This window comes from Streptomyces sp. NBC_00483 (genome assembly GCF_036013745.1).
GTDB lineage: Bacteria > Actinomycetota > Actinomycetes > Streptomycetales > Streptomycetaceae > Streptomyces.
Genome location: NZ_CP107880.1, coordinates 271,940 through 288,411, shown reverse-complemented (window position 1 = coordinate 288,411; position 16,472 = coordinate 271,940). Strand labels below are relative to the sequence as shown.

The window sequence follows — 16,472 nt, the reverse complement described above, 5'->3', positions numbered from 1 at the left end:
TCGTGTCACGAGCGTTTACAGCCCCCGCGAGGGCGCCCATAGTGAGCGGCGTGACCCTTGTTCCGCACGCTGCGACGGCACCCCGTCCCGCCGGCGCCGTGGGCCTGACCGTGGCCCAGGCGCTGGAGCTGCCCGCGCTCGCGGGCGCCCGCCTGGCGGCCGGGGAGGCGGGCGCGCGCCGCGGCATCAGGGTCGCCAACATCATGGAAGTGCCGGACATCATCCGCTGGATGCGCGGCGGCGAGTTCCTGCTCACCACCGCCTACGCCGTCCGCGACGACGAGGAGGCGCTCACCGGCCTGGTGCCCGAACTCGCCGCCCGCGGCCTCGCGGCCCTCGGCGTGAAGGTCGGCCCCTATCTGCCGAGGCTGCCCGACCCGATGCTGCGCCGCGCCGACGAACTGGGCTTCCCCATCGTCGAGTTGCCCGGCGACGTCATGCTCAACGACATCCTCTCCGAGGTCATCGGCACCGTACTCAACCGGCAGGCGCTCAGTCTGGAGCGCTCGCAGGCGCTGCGCGACCGGCTCTCACAGGCCGTCCTCGGGGGCGGCTCCTACGGCGAACTCGTCGTCCTGCTGGCGGGGGAGACCGGCTGCGCCGCCGCGATCCGTGGTCCGGACGGGGGGCTGCTCGCGGCAGCGGGAGACGTGCCCGACGGCGTTCCCGCGTCCGTGTCCCGGCCGATCACCGTCGGGCATCGCAGCGGCGGCGAGGTCGTCCTGTGGGCGGGGCGCGGCTGCGTACCCGACGAGGAGTGGGGAACCGCCGCCGACCACGTGGCCAGCCTGGCCGGGATGCTCGCCGTACAGGAACGCGTACTGGCCGAGCGCGAACGCCGGTACCGCACCCTGCTGTTGACCGAACTCGTCTCCCACCCCCCGCGCGACCGTGCGGAGTCGGCGCGCCGGGCCGCGGCCCTCGGCTGGGACCTGGAGCGGCCGCACGCCGCCGTGGTCGTCGAGGCCGCGGCAACCCCGGAGGGTGCGGGCGTCCGCCTCACGGAGGAACGCCTGCTCTCCGCCGCCCGCACCGCACTGGGTGCCGACACACCCGCCTGGGGCACCCCCGGTGGCCTCACCGCGCTGGTGGCGCCGGGCGGCTCCGAACTGCGCAGCCGCTGCGAGGAGTTGCGCCGCGCGGTCGCCGCCGCCTGCCCGGGGCGCGCCGTGGCCGTCGCGGCGGGCACGATCCGCGCCGACTTCACCGAACTGCACCTCAGCCACAGCGAGGCGCTCAGCGCGCTCGCCCTGGGCCGTGAACTGGAGGGCCCCGCCCGCTCGTTCGTCCGGCTCCACGAGGAGAGCGGGGTGTACCGGCTCCTCGACCAGCTGCCCGCGGGTGAACTCCAGGCGCTGGTCGACGACGCCCTCGGCCCCCTGCTGACGTACGACGCCGGGCACGACGGCAGTCTCGTGCACAGCCTCACCGTGTATCTGCGGCACGACCGCAACGGCGTCGAGGCGGCCGAGGAACTCCACGTGCACTACAACACGCTGCGCTACCGCCTCAAGCAGATCGAACGGCTCACCGGCGCACCCGATAAGGATCCGATGCGCCGGCTCCAGACGGAACTGGCCGTTCACGCCCACCGGTTGCTCAGCGCGCGCGCTCACTGACGGTGGCCGTCGGTGTCGGCATTGGTGGCGGCGTCGGTGAGCGGTCCGACGGGGCACGGTCGCGGGTGTCCCCGATCATGCTGGTGTGCGCCCGGCGGCCCGGTCACTGTCAGCCGTTGCCGGTGATCCACACCCGCGCGCTGGCACCGCTCGCCGAAGACCGCGCCCGGGGTGCGGCCGTAGCGTCGATGCCATGGAGCCCACCCCGCCCGCCACCGACGGCCACCCCGCCCCGGACACCCTGACGTCGAACTCCGTGCGGTGCGACGCCTACGCCGACTCGGTCGCCCTGATGCGCGCGGCCCAGCACCTCACCAAACTGCCCGGCATCACGGCCGCCAGCCTCGTCATGGCGACCGAACCCAATCTGCGACTGCTCGCCGACGCCCGACTCCTCACCGACGAGGGCCGCGCCGCACGCCCCGCCGACATGATCGTCGCGCTGCGCGGGACCGCCGACGCCATCGAGCACGCCCTGGCCGAGGTGCCCGCGCTGCTCGAACAGCCTGCCGCCTCGGAGAGCTCCGAGGCCGATGAATGGGTGCCGCGCGCCCTCGGCGAGGCGGACCCGGCGACCGCGCTCGCCCTGATCTCCACCCCCGGCCCGTACGCGGCGGCCGAAGCGCTCAAGGCGCTGCGCCGCGGCATGCACGCCTTCGTCTTCAGCGACAACGTCTCCGTCGAGCAGGAGATCCGCATCAAGGAGGAGGCCCACCGCCGGGGCTTGCTCGCCATGGGACCCGACTGCGGAACCGGCGTCCTGGACGGCGTACCGCTCGGCTTCGCCAATGTGCTCCGCTCCGGCCGCATCGGCCTGATCGGCGCCTCCGGAACGGGACTTCAGCAGGTGTCGTGCCTGTTGGACGCGGCCGGCGAAGGGGTCCGGCAGATGATCGGGACCGGCGGCCGTGACCTCAGCGCGGAGGTCGGCGCGCGCACCACGCTCGACGCGCTCGACCTGCTCGCCGCCGACCCCGGCTGCGAGTTGATCGTGCTGGTGTCGAAGCCGCCCGCCTCCGAGGTGGCCGAACGCGTCATCGCCCGTGCGGGGAGTGCGGGCAAGCCTGTCGTGGTCGCGTTCCTCGGCACCGAGAGGCCCGCCGAGCTCGGCGACCTCGCGGGCGCCGAGCGGACCGGTGTGTCGGGCCCCGTAACCGCCGTCACCGTCGTCGGCACACTTCGCGACGCGGCCCGCGCGGTCGTCCGCACCCTCGGTGGCGTACCTGCACCCCCCTGGGCGCCGCCCGCGGTGGACGCGGTACCCGGCCGTTACCTCCGTGCCCTGTACGCGGGCGGAACCTTCGCGTACGAGGCACGGCAACTGCTGCCGACGGCGGTCACGGCGGTCGCCCCCTACGTTCCCGGACGTGAAATCGACCTGCCAGAGCGCCATTTGGTGCTCGACCTCGGCGACGACGCCTACACCGCGGGCCGCCCCCACCCGATGATCGACCCCACCGTGCGCGCTGCCCATCTGCGCGCCGCACTGTCCGACCCGGGCACCGCAGCCGTGGTCCTGGACGTCGTTCTTGGACACGGCGCGGGCGCCGACCCGGCCGCGGCGCTCGCGACCGAGTTGGAGCGGGCGGGGGAGCGGGGGCGGGCGCCCGTCATCGCCTTCGTCGTCGGCACGGCCGGCGACCCGCAGGACGTCGACGCGGTGCGGGCGCGCCTGGAGAAGGCGGGCGCCGTGCTGGCCCCGACCAGTACGGATGCGGCCGAGTGGGCGGTGTCGTTGGTGACCGGGGGAAGTGAACTCCGCCGGGACTCCGGTGAGTTGATGTCAACGGGGAGGACGGGGCGGTGACCGTGATGCCGCATCCGTGGCGCATGGAGGCGTCGGCACGCACCGCCCGGCGCGACGCACACGTCGAACCCGCCCACCCCAACCACCGCTCAGGAGACCGCACATGACCCCTCACCTCGTGCCCGACCTGCTCGGCGCGGGCGACGCCGCACCGCGGATCGCCGCCGTCGGCGTGGCCGACTTCGCCGATGTGCCCCGCACCGCAGGCGCCCACGTCACCACTCTCGACTGGCGGCCGCCCGCGGGCGGCGACCCCGACCTCGGCTGGAAGCTGGCCGAACTCACCGGCCATGAAGCCGTCGAGGCCGCGAACCGCACGGCCGTCGAGCGGCTGCTCGCCGTGCGACCCGTGTGGCGCGACGTACGCACCGCCCGCGACGTCCTGCCGGTGCTCGACGACCGGGCCACCGGCGAACGCGTCCTGCTGCACGCCGGACCGCCCGTCGACTGGGCCGACATGTGCGGCCCGATGCGCGCGGGTGTCATCGGTGCCGCGCTGCTCGAGGGCTGGGCCGACACCCCGGAACAGGCCCAACACCTGGCGGACTCGGGCGTGTTGCGCTTCGAGCCGTGCCACCACCACGAGGCCGTCGGCCCCATGGGCGGCGTCACCTCCCCGTCCATGCCCGTGCTCGTCGTCGAGGACCCGGCCACCGGGCGCCGCGCCTACGCCAACCTCAACGAGGGCGCGGGACGTTGTCTGCGCTACGGGGCCCTGGGTGACGATGTGATGGACCGGCTCCGCTGGATGGCGGACGTACTGGCACCCGCCCTGCGCGCGGTCCTCGCCGACCGGCCCGACGGCGTGGACCTGCGGTCCGTCGTCGCCCAGGCGCTCCAGATGGGCGACGAGTGCCACAGCCGCAACACCGCCGCCTCCGCGCTGCTGCTGCGGGAACTCGCCGCGCCGCTCGCCCGCGTACAACACGGCCCGGAAGTCCTGGAGTTCCTCGCCGAGAACCACTACTGGTTCCTCAACTTCTCGATGGCGGCCGCCAAACTCGCCACCTCTGCCGCCCACGGTGTCGCCCACTCCACGCTCGTCACGGCGTTCGCCCGTAACGGCGTCGAGGTCGGCATCCGTGTCAGCGGCCTCGGCGACGCCTGGTTCACGGCGCCCGCCGCCGAGGTGCGGGGACTGTACTTCGCCGGATACGGGCCCGAGGACGCCAACCCCGACATCGGCGACAGCGCCATCACCGAGACCAACGGCCTCGGCGGCTTCGCCCTCGCAGCCGCGCCCGCCATCACCGGCTTCGTCGGCGGCACCGTGCAGGAGGCGCTGCGCACCAGCCGCGACATGGCCCGCATCACGCTGGCCCGGCACGAGGCCTACCGGCTGCCGGCCCTCGGCGGCATCGGCTCCCCGGTCGGCATCGACGTGCGCGCCGTCCTCGACACCGGCATCGAACCCGTCGTCACCACGGGCATCGCCCACCGCGAACCCGGCATCGGACAGATCGGAGCGGGCCTGGCCCACGCACCGCTGGAATGTTTCCGGAAGGCGCTGGAGGCGTTCGCGGTTCCGGAGACGCCCGACGATTTTGCTGCCCTCAGGGCATGAGCCCCGCCCAACTGCCGTGCACCGTCAGCACCTTGGCCCGAGCGCTACTGGCCGGGCCCCCACGTCCCGCCCGGATCGTGGCCGTCGCGCGGCAGGCGCTGTATCTGCTGCCGGGCGACGGTGGCACCCCGCTCGCCGTGGTCGTGCCGCAGGCCGTGCGCGTGCCGACCGCCGTGGTTCTGCCGCATGCTGCGGGGGAGCGGCCGTTCGACGGCGTGGCGGTCGGGGGCGCGGGACGGGTCGGGGGCGGGTGCATCGCGGTCGGGCACCTGCGCCTGGCCGTCGGGGAGTTCTGGGCGCCGCCCCGCGTCCAGGACCTCCCGAGCGGCCCGGCCCTCGACCGGCTCGCGCGCCTGCGTCCGCCGCGCCCACTGGCGGCCGAGGCCCGCCCCGCCGCGACCGCCCTCGTCCGCGCCCTCGCGCACGGAACCCCGAGCGCGGGGCGTCGCGCCGCTGAGGGCCTGTTGGGGCTCGGCCCCGGAGCCACCCCGTCAGGCGACGACTTCCTGTGCGGCCTGCTGCTCGCCGCCCGCCTGTCCCCACTGCCACCCACCTGGCTGCCCGCTCTCGTAGTCACCGCAGAGCAGGCCGGGACACGTACGCCCCCGGTCTCGGCCGCGCTCCTGCGGCACGCCGCCGACGGGCACTGCATCCCACAGGTGGCGGCGGTACTGCACGCGGCGGCGACCGGCGCGGATCTCGCCGCACCGGTCGCCGACCTGTTGGCCGTCGGTCACAGCTCCGGGAGCGACCTGCTGCACGGGCTGTGCGCGGGGGCGCGGATCGACCGGCCCTCGCACCGCCAAGGTCTCGCGGCTGCTGTCAGTCCCCGAACCACACCGTGGTGATGTTGCAGAACTCCTTGATGCCGTGGTCCGACAGCTCACGTCCGTAGCCGGAACGCTTCGCGCCGCCGAAGGGGAGGGCCGGGTGCGAGGCCGTCATGCCGTTGACGAAGACGCCGCCCGCCTGACTGTCGCGCACGAAGCGCTCGATCTCGTCCTCGTCGCGGGTCCACAGATTGGAACTCAGGCCGAAGGGCGTGTCATTGGCGACGGCGACCGCCTCGTCCAGGTCCGCGACCCGGTACAGGGTCGCCACCGGTCCGAACGTCTCTTCCTTGTGGATGCGCATCTCGGGGGTCACATCGGCGATGACGGTCGGCTCGTAGAACCAGCCGCGGTCGGCGAAGTCCTTGGGCCGCTGCCCACCGCACAGCACACTCGCGCCGCTCTCGACGGCGTCGTCGACCAGCTCCTCCAGGTCGCTGCGCCCCTGCTCGCTGGAGAGCGGTCCGACGTCCGTGTCCTCGTCGAGCGGATCGCCCACCCGCAGCTCCCGCATGCCGGCCACGAACGCGTCCCGGAACTCCTCGAACACCGACTCGTGCACGATGAACCGCTTGGCCGCGATGCACGACTGCCCGTTGTTCTGCACGCGCGCCGTGACGGCCGTCTTCGCCGCCTTCGCCACGTCCGCCGACGGCAGCACCACATACGGGTCGCTGCCGCCCAGCTCCAGGACCGTCTTCTTCACCTCGTCGCCCGCGATCGCTGCCACGGAACGTCCGGCCGGTTCGCTGCCGGTGAGTGTCGCCGCCTCCACCCGCTCGTCGCGCAGGATGCCCTCGACCGCGCCCGACCCGATGAGCAGCGTCTGGAAGCAGCCCTCGGGGAAACCGGCCCGGCGGAAGAGGTCCTCCAGGTAGAGGGCCGTCTGCGGCACGTTCGACGCGTGCTTGAGCAGACCCACGTTCCCGGCCATGAGGGCGGGCGCCGCGAACCGTACGACCTGCCACAGCGGGAAGTTCCACGGCATCACCGCGAGCACCGGGCCGAGCGGCCGATAGCGCACATGCGCCCGCACCGCGCCCGAGTCCTTCACGTCCGACTCCGCGGGATGCTCGTCCGCGAGCAGATCAGCCGCGTGCTCCGCATACCAGCGCATCGTCTTCACGCACTTCAACGCCTCGGCACGGGCCGCCGCGACCGGCTTGCCCATCTCGGTCGTCATCACGCGTGCGATGTCCGGCGCGTCCGCCTCCAGCAGGTCGGCGGCCCGCTGCAGCAGCCTCGCCCGGTCGAAGAACGTCGTCGTCCGGTACGAGTCGAAGGCGCTCGCCGCGAGGGCGAGCCTGCGTTCGATCTCCTCCGGGGACAGGGCCTCGTACGTCTTGAGGGTCTCGCCGTTCGCCGGGTTGACCGTCGCGATGGGCATGCTGCCGACCTCCTCTGCGCGGTTCCTTCGACCTTCCCGCGCGCCACGGGCGTGCGCAACGCGGGCTGCGGGGCGATCGCCGGGTACCCGCGGGGAGGTCCGTCAGACGTCGGCCCGTCGGATCACTGTCCGCAGGCGCACTCCGCTGCGGCCGTGTCGGCGGTGACGGCCCGGCTCGTGCAGCAGCCGTCCCCGCCGTCGGCCCCGGCCTGCGCGCTCTTGCCGAGCGTGGCGGCGTCGGCCTTGACCACGTACACCTCCCAGGGCTCCTGGCCGGGGCCGTGGACCCACACCTTGTCCTGGAGGGCGTAACAGCAGGAGGTGTCGTTCTCCTCGAAGGTCGCGAGGCCCGCGTCCTTGAGTCGGCCGGTGGCCGCACCGACCTGGTCGGTGGAATCGACCTCGACGCCGAGGTGGTCGAGGCGGGTCTCCTGCCCGGGCTCGCCCTCGATGAGGACGAGCTTCAGCGGGGGCTCGGTGATGGCGAAGTTGGCGTAGCCCTCGCGGCGCTTGGCCGGTTCGGTGCCGAACAGCTTCGAGTAGAAGGTGATCGACGCTTCCAGGTCACTGACCTGCAGGGCGAGCTGAGCACGGGACATGGCGGTCTCCCCATTCGCTTGAATCGACTCGCTTGAATCGACGTCTTGTATTGATGCCTGTCGATGCAGCATTGCGCCTTGGATCGACGGCTGTCAATATAGAAGTATGTCGAAGCAAGAACTTGTGGTGTTGGGGCAGAACGGCGCGGCCGACGCGTGCTGTCCCGGGTTGCTGACCGCCCCGTTGGATGAGGAACAAGCCGTTGACCTGGCGAAAGTCTTCAAGGCGCTGGGCGACCCGGTGCGTCTGAGGCTGCTGTCGATGATCGCTTCGCGGGACGGCGGGGACATCTGCGTCTGCGATCTGACGCCTGCCTTCGACCTGTCGCAGCCGACCATCTCGCACCACCTCAAGCTGCTGCGGCAGGCCGGACTGATCGACTGCGAGCGGCGCGGCACCTGGGTCTACTACTGGCTGCTGCCGGAGATGACCGACCGCCTGGCCGGCATCCTGACCCGCCCGGCCGGCGCGCCGGTGCGCGGCAGCGACGAGACGGCCGGAGCCGCCTCGTGAGCATGGACGCACCCGAACAGGGCGTGGCCGGACGCCTGTCGTTCCTGGACCGCTACCTCGCCCTGTGGATCCTCGCCGCGATGGCGGTCGGCCTGGGCCTCGGGCGCCTGATCCCGGGCCTCGGGGACGCGCTGGCCACGGTGACCGTCAGCGGGGTGTCCCTGCCGATCGCGCTGGGCCTGCTCGTGATGATGTACCCGGTGCTGGCCAAGGTCCGGTACGACCGTCTCGACACCGTGACCCGCGACCGGCGCATGCTGCTGCCCTCACTGCTGCTGAACTGGATCGTCGGCCCGGCGCTCATGTTCGCCCTGGCCTGGCTGTTCCTGCCGGACCTCCCCGAGTACCGCACGGGCCTGATCATCGTCGGGCTCGCGCGCTGCATCGCCATGGTCATCATCTGGAACGACCTGGCCTGCGGGCACCGCGAGGCCGCCGCCGTGCTCGTCGCCCTCAACTCGGTCTTCCAGGTGATCGCGTTCTCCGCGCTCGGCTGGTTCTACCTCCAGGTGCTGCCCGGCTGGCTCGGCCTGGAACAGACGAGCCTGGACGTGTCGGTGTGGGAGATCGCCCGCAGCGTGCTCATCTTCCTGGGCATTCCGCTCGCGGCCGGATACCTGACCCGCCGCATCGGCGAGAAGGTCAAGGGCCGCACCTGGTACGAGGCGAAGCTGATCCCGCGCATCGGCCCGTTCGCCCTGTACGGGCTGCTGTTCACCATCGTCATCCTCTTCGCGCTCCAGGGCGACGCCATCACCAGCCGCCCCGTGGACGTGCTCCGCATCGCACTGCCGCTGCTCGTCTACTTCGCGCTCATGTGGGCCGGATCGATGCTGCTGGGCAGGGCGGTCGGGCTCGACTACCCGCGTGCCACCACGCTCGCCTTCACCGCCGCGGGCAACAACTTCGAGCTGGCGATCGCCGTGTCCATCGCGACCTTCGGCGCCTCCTCCGGACAGGCACTCGCCGGCGTCGTCGGCCCGCTCATCGAGGTGCCCGTGCTGATCGGTCTGGTCTACGTCGCGTTGTACGCGCGCCGCTACTTCCCCGCCCCCGCTGCCGCCGCGGCCGTACCGCAGGAAGAGACGACCCGTGTCTGACACCCCGCAGCAGCCGTCGGTGCTGTTCGTCTGCGTCCACAACGCCGGACGTTCACAGATGGCGGCCGCCTTCCTCACCCATCTTGCGGGCGACCGCGTCCACGTACGCTCGGCGGGCTCGGCCCCGGCGGAGACGGTCAATGCGGCCGTGGTCGAAGCACTCGCCGAGGTCGGCATCGACATCTCCGCCGAGGTCCCCAAGGTCCTCACCGTGGACGCGGTCCAGGCCTCCGACGTCGTCATCACCATGGGCTGCGGCGACACCTGCCCCGTCTTCCCCGGCAAGCGCTACCTGGACTAGCAACTCCCGGACCCGGCAGGCCAGGGCGTCGACGCCGTGCGCCCCATCCGCGACGAGATCGAACAACGCGTCCGCGCGCTGATCGACGACATCGCAACGGCGGCGGACGCCTGAGGATCCGGCGACTCAGCGACTCAGCGACTCAGCGACCCAGCGGCTCGGCGACTCGGCGCCGACGAAGGTAGGCCGTCGGCTCGCGGCTCAGGAAAGCTGAGCCGCGAGCCGGTCGAGGAAGACCGCCTGCGCCTTCACGATCCGATCCCGCGCCGGGTCCAGGCCGAACCAGGCCACCCGGTCCAGCTCGGGAAACTCCTGCGTGCGACCGGAACCCCGGGGCCACTCCATCGTGAACGTCCCCGGCACCATGTCCGCCGGATCCAGATCCGCCTCCACCGCCCACACGGTCACGTGCTTTCCGCCGGACTGCACCGTCTCGCCCAGCGGCAGCGCGGTCCCCTCCGGCGGCGGCAGTCCCAGCTCCTCCTGGAACTCGCGCCGCGCCGCGTCCCACGGCGTCTCGCCCTGCTCGTACTCGCCCTTCGGCACGCCCCACGCGCCCGCGTCCTTGCGCGCCCAGAACGGGCCGCCCATGTGCCCGAGCAGCACCTCGACCCCGCCCGACGCGCGCCGGAAGAGAAGCAGGCCCGCGCTGCGCTTCGTTCGCTTCGTCCCGTCAGCCATGCGTCAAGTCTCGGTGCAGGAAGCGGATGACCGCGAGTACACGGCGATTGTGATCCTCCGACACCGGCAGCCCCAGCTTCCCGAAGACCGCCGCGACGTGCTTCTCCACCGTGCCCGCCGACACGTGCAGCGACTCGGCGATCGCCGCGTTCGACCGGCCCTCCGCCATCAGCTCCAGCACGTCCCGCTCCCGCTCCGTGAGCGAGCTCAGCTCCTCGGTCGCCCGGCCCCCACCGGCGAGCTGGGTCACCACCTCCGGGTCCAGCGCGGTGCCGCCCGCCGCGACCCGGGTGAGCGCGTCCGTGAACTCCGCGACGTTCGCCACCCGTTCCTTGAGCAGATACCCGACGCCCGCCGAGCCCTCGGCCAGCAGCCGCGTGGCGTACTTCGTCTCCACGTACTGCGAGAACAGCAGCACACCGGTCCCCGGGTGCTCGCGCCGGATGTCGATCGCCGCACGCAGCCCGTCGTCGGTGTGCGTCGGAGGCATCCGGATGTCGACGACCGTCACATCGGGCCTGTGCTCCGCCACGGCCGCCCGCAGCGCATCCGCATCGCTCACTGCCGCCACCACTTCGTGCCCCCGCATGGACAGCATCTGGGCCAGCAACTCCCGCAGTACGGCGGCGTCCTCGGCGATGACTACACGCATGGCCGGGATCGTCTCATGGGCCCTCTCCGCGTTCACTTCGCTCCCTCGCCTCCCGCCCGCTTCCACCTGCGCCTACGTGTGCAGCGGCAGCGACACCGTCACCACCGTCGGCCCGCCCGGTGGACTCGTCACCTCCAGCGACCCGTCCACCGTCCGTGCCCGCTGCACCAGCCCCGCCAGCCCGCCGCCCGGCTCCCTGCGCGCGCCACCCTTCCCGTCGTCCGTCACCCGCAGCCGCAACGTGCCGTCCCCCGCGGTCAGTTCCACCCCGCAGCGCTGCGCCCCGCTGTGCTTTATCGCGTTGGCCAGCAGCTCCGCCACGCAGAAGTAGGCCAGGCTCTCCATCGCCGGCGCCGGCCGCTCCGGCAGATCCACGCTGACGTCCACGGGCAGCGTGCTGCGCGCCGCGAGCGTGCTCAACGCGTCGCCGAGCCCGCCGTCGAGCGCGGGCGGATGCAGGCCTCGCGAGAGGTCGCGCAGCTCCGTGAGAACCTCCGTCGCGTTGTCCCTCGCCGTCTCCACCATGCGGTGCAGCTCCGGCCGGTCCCGGTCGTCCAGTTGCTCGCGCACCATGTCCAGGCTCATCGCGAGCGCCACCAGGCGGACCTGCGCCCCGTCGTGCAGATCCCGCTCGAGCCGGCGCAGCCGCTCATTGGCGTCCTCCACCGCCAGCGCCCGCTTCTCCTCCAGGTCGCGGACCCGGTCGGCCAGCTCACCGGGGCCGAGCAGCGCCGGCATCAACGTGCGATCCACCTTGACGGTGATCCGGACCAGCCACGGCGCCACCACGACGATCAGCAGCCCCCGCAGCGCGACACCGAACGCTTCAGCCGGCGAGGTCACTTGCGGCTCACCGCCCCACGGCAACGGCGTCACCAGCGTCAGATCCTCGGGCGTGAACAACCACCGCACCGGCGCCGCGATGTTCACCGCGCCGATCACCCACCACGTCAGCCCGTACAGGCCCACCGTCGCCAGCGGCAACTTCACCAGCACGTACGCGACCGCCCGCCACGCCGCCCCGTCCCGCAACCGCGCCTCCACGCGCGCGAACGTCCCACCCTCGGCCGACGGCGGGCCCGGCGCCGCCACCCGCTCGCCCAATAGCGCGCCCGCAAGACGTCGGTGCAGCGCGCCGAGTCCACGGGCCAGACCGAGCCCGGCCAGCAGGAACACCGCGCCGAGCACCGCCCCGACCACCGTCAGCGTCAGCGCCGACCCCAGAGCCAGCGCGACCACGACGAGGAGGAAACCCGCGAGCGCGGGGACGTAGGACAGCAGGCAGTACGCCGCCTCCGCCCACGCCCGCCGCGTCACGCAGGCCGTCAACGCCGCCCGTACGGTCGGCAGGCCGATGAGGGGGAAGTCAGGCATCGCGACGCGCCAGCAGCCGGTCGCCCACGGCGAGGAACGCCGCCGTGTACAGGCACAGCACCCCGAACCCGGCCCAGGGCGACAGCATCCCGTCGACCGGCACCGTCACCGCCAGCGAATTGCCCGCGATCATCGTCGGGAAGAACTTCGCGACCGTCGTCCCCGTGGTCCCGGCCAGCAGCGCGGGCAGCACATACGTGATGCCGACCAGGACACCTATCGCGCTCGCCGTGTGCCGGGTGATCGTGCCGATCCCGAGCCCCATCAGGCCGACCATCGCCAGATACGCGCCCGACATGAGCACGGCGCGCAGCACAGCGGGGTCACCGAGCGAAGGATGCGGGACACCGGGGGAGAGTGCCGCGGTCCCCGCGAGGAACGACACGAACGTGACCACCTCGCCGATGGCCAGCGCGAGACCGCCGAACACCGCGGCCTTCGCCGCCAGCGCGAGCCGCCGGTCCGGCACCGCGGCCAGCGTCGAGTGGATCGTCCCCGACGCGTACTCGCCGGATATCACGAGGACACCCAGCACGCCGATGATGAGCTGCCCGAGGGCCACACCCGCCAGGACATTGTTCGTCGGGTCGAAGGACGCCACCTTCGAAGCACCCTGCGGCGCCTTGGTGTTGGCCATCGTCACGACCCCCATGGCGATCATGCCGACCACGGTGAGGAGCAGCGCGTACATTGTCGACCGCAGGCTCCGCAGCTTGATCCACTCCATCCGGGCGGCCTGCCGGAAGCCATGGTGCCCCGCCAGGGCGGGCGCGTACGTCACGGTGCTCATCGGGCTCCTCCTGCCTGGTACACGGGTCCTGCCTGGTACGCGGCCGCGCTCCCGGTGAGCGCGAAGAACGACTCCTCCAACGAGCGTCCGCCCGCCGTGAGTTCGGCGACCGAGGTGTCCGCGAGCAGCCTGCCCTGGCCGATCACCAGGAGATGGTCGGCCGTCAGAGCCATCTCGCTGATCAAATGGCTCGACAGCAGGACCGTACGTCCCTCGGCGGCCAGTGAGCGCAGCAACTGCCTTATCCAGCGCACGCCTTCGGGGTCCAGGCCGTTCACCGGCTCGTCGAACAGCAGCACTGCCGGGTCGCCCAGGAGCGCCGACGCGATCCCGAGGCGCTGTGCCATGCCGAGCGAGAACGAACCCGCCCGCTTGTGCGCGACCGACGCCAGACCGACGGTCTCAAGGACCGCGTCCACCCGCGCCGGATCGATGCCGCCGCCCGCGGCGAGCGCCGCGAGATGGCTGCGCGCGCTGCGGCCCGGATGGAATGTGCGGGCCTCGAGGAGCGCGCCGACGCGGCGCAGCGGCCAGTCCAGCTCGGCGTACGGGCGGCCGTCGACCGTGGCGTGCCCGGCGTCCGGCCGGTCGAGACCCATGATCATGCGCATGGTCGTGGACTTCCCCGACCCGTTCGGCCCGAGGAACCCCGTGACGCTCCCGGGGCGCACCCGAAAGCTCAGATCCTCCACGGCGACCGTCTCGCCGTACCGCTTGGTGAGACCCCTGGCCTCGATCATCACGACTCCCTCTGCCCGCGCGCTCTGCCGTCACGTCCTTCGTGTGACATCCACGCTATGAACCGGGACGATCCGCCGGAACGAGGTTGTCCTCCGACCCTGCTGGGGGAAATCCCCCAGGCCGCGGACGCGGGGGAGGAGTTCCGCGCTGGGGCCGGGGCTGGGGCTGGGGCCGAGGTCGGGGCTGGGGCCAGGGTCAGGTCCGGGTCGAGGCGGGTGTTCCTTCAGGCCCGCCTCCGCGGCAAGACCCCCAACGCCGTCGCGTCCGCGAGATGCTGTCCCAGGCGCAACCGCTCCGGCCCGATCGGCCCCGACAGCTCCGACAGCAGACTCAGCGAGCCCACCGCCCCGTCCGAGGCCCGCAGCGGCACCGCCACCACACACGCAAAGCCCATGCTGCGCGCCATCGCCGTGTACGACGGCCAGTTGGCGCGCGCGTACGGATGCGCGAGCGGGACGCCGCTGATGGCCGTCGCGGAGCTGCGGCAGTCCAGGCCGGGACCCTCGCCCCACGTCAACGCGGCCCGCTCCAGGCGCAGACCGCGTGGATCGGACGCCGCGACCTCGACCCGGGTCGCGGGTGGATTCAGCACCGCCACCGCCGACGCCACTCCGAGCAGCGACACGCAACTGCCGACGAGCACGCCGAGGGCCTGAGCACCGCCCCGTACGGCGGCGTCGGCCACTTCGACGAACGCCGTCGCCAGCCGTTCGCTGTCCACCTGGTACGGCTCGTACGGCACGCCACGCATGACGGCCCCCTCGCCCCTGTCTGGTCCGCCCCGCACGGCGCAGCCATCCGCCCTGCCACTTGCCCGTCGGGCGGACTGTGCTCAGGGGGTATGCCCCCTGAATGGGCCGCACGAACCAAACCCACGCCGACCAACCCCATGTCGACCAAACTCACGCCGACCCAACCCGAGCCGACAGAAGCCGCGCCAACCACAGCCGCGCCAACCGAAGCCGCGCGTACCGGCTCACATGTGCGCGGCCCCCTCGCCGGACATCACCTTCGGCGCCCCCGGCCGGTACAGCAGCAGCGTCACGACGAAGCCGACGCCGAAGAACGCGGCCGACCACCAGTAGGCGGTCGAATAGCTCTCGATCGCGGCCTGCGCCCGCACCAGCGGCGTGGGCCGCTTGCCGACGAGGTAGCTGGTCGCCGCGGTCGTGGCCAGCGTGTTCAGCAGCGCCGTGCCGATCGAACCGCCCACCTGCTGACTGGTGTTGACCATCGCGGAGGCCACGCCCGCGTCGTGCGCCGCGATACCGGACGTGGCGAGGTTCATGGCCGTGGCGAAGATCATGCCCATGCCGAGGCCCATCACCAGCGTGGGTGGCAGCACATGGGCGGCGTAACTACTGCCGAGGTCGAGGAAGGTCAGCCAGATCATCGCTATGACGGACAGGGCCATGCCCAGCGGGACGATCGGCTTCGGCCCGAACTTCGGCGCGAGCACGTTCTGCGTGACGATCGACGAGAAGATCATGCAGGCGACCATCGGCAGGAACGCCACACCGGTCGACACCGGCGAGAACTCCAGGATCTGCTGCAGGTAGTACGTCAGGAAGAGGAACACGCCGAACATGCCCGCACCGGCGATGAACATCGCCAGGTACGACGCGCCGCGGTCCCGGTCGAGGGGCACGCGCAGCGGCAGCAACGGATGCGCGGCCCGCGTCTCGAACCAGGCGAACGCGGCGAGCAGGATCACGCCGATCACCAGGAAGCCCCAGGTCGCGAACTCGCTCCAATCGTGTGTCTCGGCGTTGGAGAACCCGTACACGATGCAGAACAGGCCCGCCGACACCAGGATCGTGCCGGGCACGTCCAGCTTCGGCCGGTCCGCCGGGCGCCCGCCGTGCAGCAGGCGCAGGCCGCCCAGGAACGCGAAGGCGGCGAAGGCCAGGTTCACGAACAGGCACCAGCGCCAGTCCAGGTACTCGGTCAGCACACCGCCGAGCAGCAGCCCGACCGCGCCGCCCGCACCGGCGATGGCGCCGTAGATGCCGAAAGCCTTGGCCCGCTCCTTGGGGTCGGTGAACGTCGTCGTCAGCAGGGAGAGCGCGGCCGGCGCGAGCAGCGCGCCGAACGCGCCCTGCAGGGCGCGCGCCGCGACCAGCATCTCGAAGCTGCTCGCCGCACCACCCAGCGCGGAGGCCACCGCGAAGCCGACCAGGCCCGTGAGGAAGACGGCCTTGCGGCCGACGAGGTCGGCGATCCGCCCGCCGAGCAGCAGCAGGCTGCCGAACGCCAGGGAGTAGGCGGTGACGATCCACTGCCGGTTGCCGTCGGAGAACCCGAGGTCCTTCTGGGCCGACGGCAGCGCGATGTTCACGATGGTGGCGTCGAGGACGACCATCAGCTGGGCCAGGCCGATCACGGCGAGGATCAGCCAGCGGTGCTCGTGCTTGCCCCCGCCCGCGTACGGCACGGAGCCGCCGCCGGGAGGGGAGCTCTCTATGCCGGGTTCGGCGCCTGCAGGGGAGGTGTCGGGCGAGCGATCCATCGTG

Annotated in this window: 14 protein-coding genes and 2 pseudogenes; 7 read left to right on the top strand and 9 right to left on the bottom strand. The window is 72.2% G+C overall.

Features of this window, described 5'->3' with window-relative positions; translation table 11 throughout:
* The first annotated feature begins 50 nt into the window (after positions 1–50).
* The 4 genes from OHA73_RS01425 to OHA73_RS01410 all read left to right on the top strand — a co-directional run bounded on the left by OHA73_RS01425 (position 51) and on the right by OHA73_RS01410 (position 5,838).
* Complete coding sequence (locus OHA73_RS01425; RefSeq protein WP_266718160.1) at positions 51–1,619, top strand: PucR family transcriptional regulator; 1,569 nt, start codon at positions 51–53, stop codon at positions 1,617–1,619.
* Positions 1,620–1,812: 193 nt separating this feature from the next.
* Entirely contained in the window at positions 1,813–3,426 is a 1,614-nt protein-coding gene (locus OHA73_RS01420) for a transcriptional regulator (protein ID WP_327653862.1), read from the top strand.
* 103 nt (positions 3,427–3,529) lie between these two features.
* Entirely contained in the window at positions 3,530–4,990 is a 1,461-nt protein-coding gene (locus tag OHA73_RS01415) for a DUF1116 domain-containing protein (RefSeq protein WP_327653861.1), read from the top strand.
* Positions 4,987–5,838, top strand: coding sequence for a DUF2877 domain-containing protein (locus OHA73_RS01410; RefSeq protein WP_327653860.1), 852 nt, complete (start codon positions 4,987–4,989; stop codon positions 5,836–5,838). The genes OHA73_RS01415 and OHA73_RS01410 overlap by 4 nt, the downstream gene beginning before the upstream one ends.
* On the opposite strand, the gene OHA73_RS01405 is transcribed toward OHA73_RS01410, so the two are convergent.
* The gene (locus tag OHA73_RS01405) at positions 5,813–7,207 is read right to left on the bottom strand and encodes an NADP-dependent succinic semialdehyde dehydrogenase (RefSeq protein WP_327653859.1); all 1,395 of its coding nucleotides are present in this window, start codon (positions 7,205–7,207) and stop codon (positions 5,813–5,815) included. The genes OHA73_RS01410 and OHA73_RS01405 overlap by 26 nt on opposite strands.
* A 122-nt stretch (positions 7,208–7,329) precedes the next feature.
* Entirely contained in the window at positions 7,330–7,806 is a 477-nt protein-coding gene (locus OHA73_RS01400) for an ArsI/CadI family heavy metal resistance metalloenzyme (RefSeq protein WP_327653858.1), read from the bottom strand.
* Positions 7,807–7,912: 106 nt separating this feature from the next.
* On the opposite strand from OHA73_RS01400, the gene OHA73_RS01395 reads away from it, so the two are divergent.
* From OHA73_RS01395 to OHA73_RS01385, 3 genes and pseudogenes are all read left to right on the top strand, one after another.
* Positions 7,913–8,320, top strand: a complete 408-nt coding sequence (locus tag OHA73_RS01395) for an ArsR/SmtB family transcription factor (RefSeq protein ID WP_327653857.1) — start codon at positions 7,913–7,915, stop codon at positions 8,318–8,320.
* Between the two features lie 2 nt (positions 8,321–8,322).
* A complete protein-coding gene (gene arsB, locus OHA73_RS01390; protein ID WP_267073035.1) occupies positions 8,323–9,420 on the top strand; it encodes an ACR3 family arsenite efflux transporter in 1,098 nt (365 codons plus the stop codon).
* Positions 9,413–9,835, top strand: a pseudogene (locus OHA73_RS01385) (arsenate reductase ArsC). Before arsB ends, OHA73_RS01385 begins: the two are co-directional and overlap by 8 nt.
* Positions 9,836–9,922: 87 nt before the next feature.
* On the opposite strand, the gene OHA73_RS01380 reads toward OHA73_RS01385, so the two are convergent.
* The 7 genes and pseudogenes from OHA73_RS01380 to OHA73_RS01350 form a co-directional block, all read right to left on the bottom strand.
* Positions 9,923–10,402 carry an NUDIX domain-containing protein gene (locus OHA73_RS01380; protein WP_327653856.1) on the bottom strand — a complete coding sequence of 160 codons (480 nt, stop codon included), beginning with the start codon at positions 10,400–10,402 and terminating at the stop codon, positions 9,923–9,925.
* A complete protein-coding gene (locus OHA73_RS01375) occupies positions 10,395–11,054 on the bottom strand; it encodes a response regulator transcription factor (RefSeq protein ID WP_266718174.1) in 660 nt (219 codons plus the stop codon). Before OHA73_RS01375 ends, OHA73_RS01380 begins: the two co-directional genes overlap by 8 nt.
* A 72-nt stretch (positions 11,055–11,126) precedes the next feature.
* Positions 11,127–12,428, bottom strand: a complete 1,302-nt coding sequence (locus tag OHA73_RS01370; RefSeq protein WP_327653855.1) for a sensor histidine kinase — start codon at positions 12,426–12,428, stop codon at positions 11,127–11,129.
* Entirely contained in the window at positions 12,421–13,218 is a 798-nt protein-coding gene (locus tag OHA73_RS01365; protein WP_327653854.1) for an ABC transporter permease, read from the bottom strand. Before OHA73_RS01365 ends, OHA73_RS01370 begins: the two co-directional genes overlap by 8 nt.
* Positions 13,219–13,319: 101 nt before the next feature.
* A pseudogene (locus tag OHA73_RS01360) lies at positions 13,320–13,958 on the bottom strand (ABC transporter ATP-binding protein); the annotation flags it as partial.
* Between the two features lie 224 nt (positions 13,959–14,182).
* The gene (locus tag OHA73_RS01355) at positions 14,183–14,710 is read right to left on the bottom strand and encodes a hypothetical protein (RefSeq protein ID WP_266718180.1); all 528 of its coding nucleotides are present in this window, start codon (positions 14,708–14,710) and stop codon (positions 14,183–14,185) included.
* 225 nt (positions 14,711–14,935) lie between these two features.
* A complete protein-coding gene (locus tag OHA73_RS01350) occupies positions 14,936–16,468 on the bottom strand; it encodes an MFS transporter (RefSeq protein ID WP_327653853.1) in 1,533 nt (510 codons plus the stop codon).
* Positions 16,469–16,472 lie beyond the last annotated feature (4 nt).

Coding starts and splice junctions, on each gene's coding strand:
- OHA73_RS01420 (WP_327653862.1), top strand. CDS start 1,813: ATGGAGCCCACCCCGCCCGCCACCGACGGCCACCCCGCCCCGGACACC.
- OHA73_RS01415 (WP_327653861.1), top strand. CDS start 3,530: ATGACCCCTCACCTCGTGCCCGACCTGCTCGGCGCGGGCGACGCCGCA.
- OHA73_RS01410 (WP_327653860.1), top strand. CDS start 4,987: ATGAGCCCCGCCCAACTGCCGTGCACCGTCAGCACCTTGGCCCGAGCG.
- OHA73_RS01405 (WP_327653859.1), bottom strand. CDS start 7,207: ATGCCCATCGCGACGGTCAACCCGGCGAACGGCGAGACCCTCAAGACG.
- OHA73_RS01400 (WP_327653858.1), bottom strand. CDS start 7,806: ATGTCCCGTGCTCAGCTCGCCCTGCAGGTCAGTGACCTGGAAGCGTCG.
- OHA73_RS01395 (WP_327653857.1), top strand. CDS start 7,913: ATGTCGAAGCAAGAACTTGTGGTGTTGGGGCAGAACGGCGCGGCCGAC.
- arsB (WP_267073035.1), top strand. CDS start 8,323: ATGGACGCACCCGAACAGGGCGTGGCCGGACGCCTGTCGTTCCTGGAC.
- OHA73_RS01380 (WP_327653856.1), bottom strand. CDS start 10,402: ATGGCTGACGGGACGAAGCGAACGAAGCGCAGCGCGGGCCTGCTTCTC.
- OHA73_RS01375 (WP_266718174.1), bottom strand. CDS start 11,054: ATGCGTGTAGTCATCGCCGAGGACGCCGCCGTACTGCGGGAGTTGCTG.
- OHA73_RS01370 (WP_327653855.1), bottom strand. CDS start 12,428: ATGCCTGACTTCCCCCTCATCGGCCTGCCGACCGTACGGGCGGCGTTG.
- OHA73_RS01365 (WP_327653854.1), bottom strand. CDS start 13,218: ATGAGCACCGTGACGTACGCGCCCGCCCTGGCGGGGCACCATGGCTTC.
- OHA73_RS01355 (WP_266718180.1), bottom strand. CDS start 14,710: ATGCGTGGCGTGCCGTACGAGCCGTACCAGGTGGACAGCGAACGGCTG.
- OHA73_RS01350 (WP_327653853.1), bottom strand. CDS start 16,468: ATGGATCGCTCGCCCGACACCTCCCCTGCAGGCGCCGAACCCGGCATA.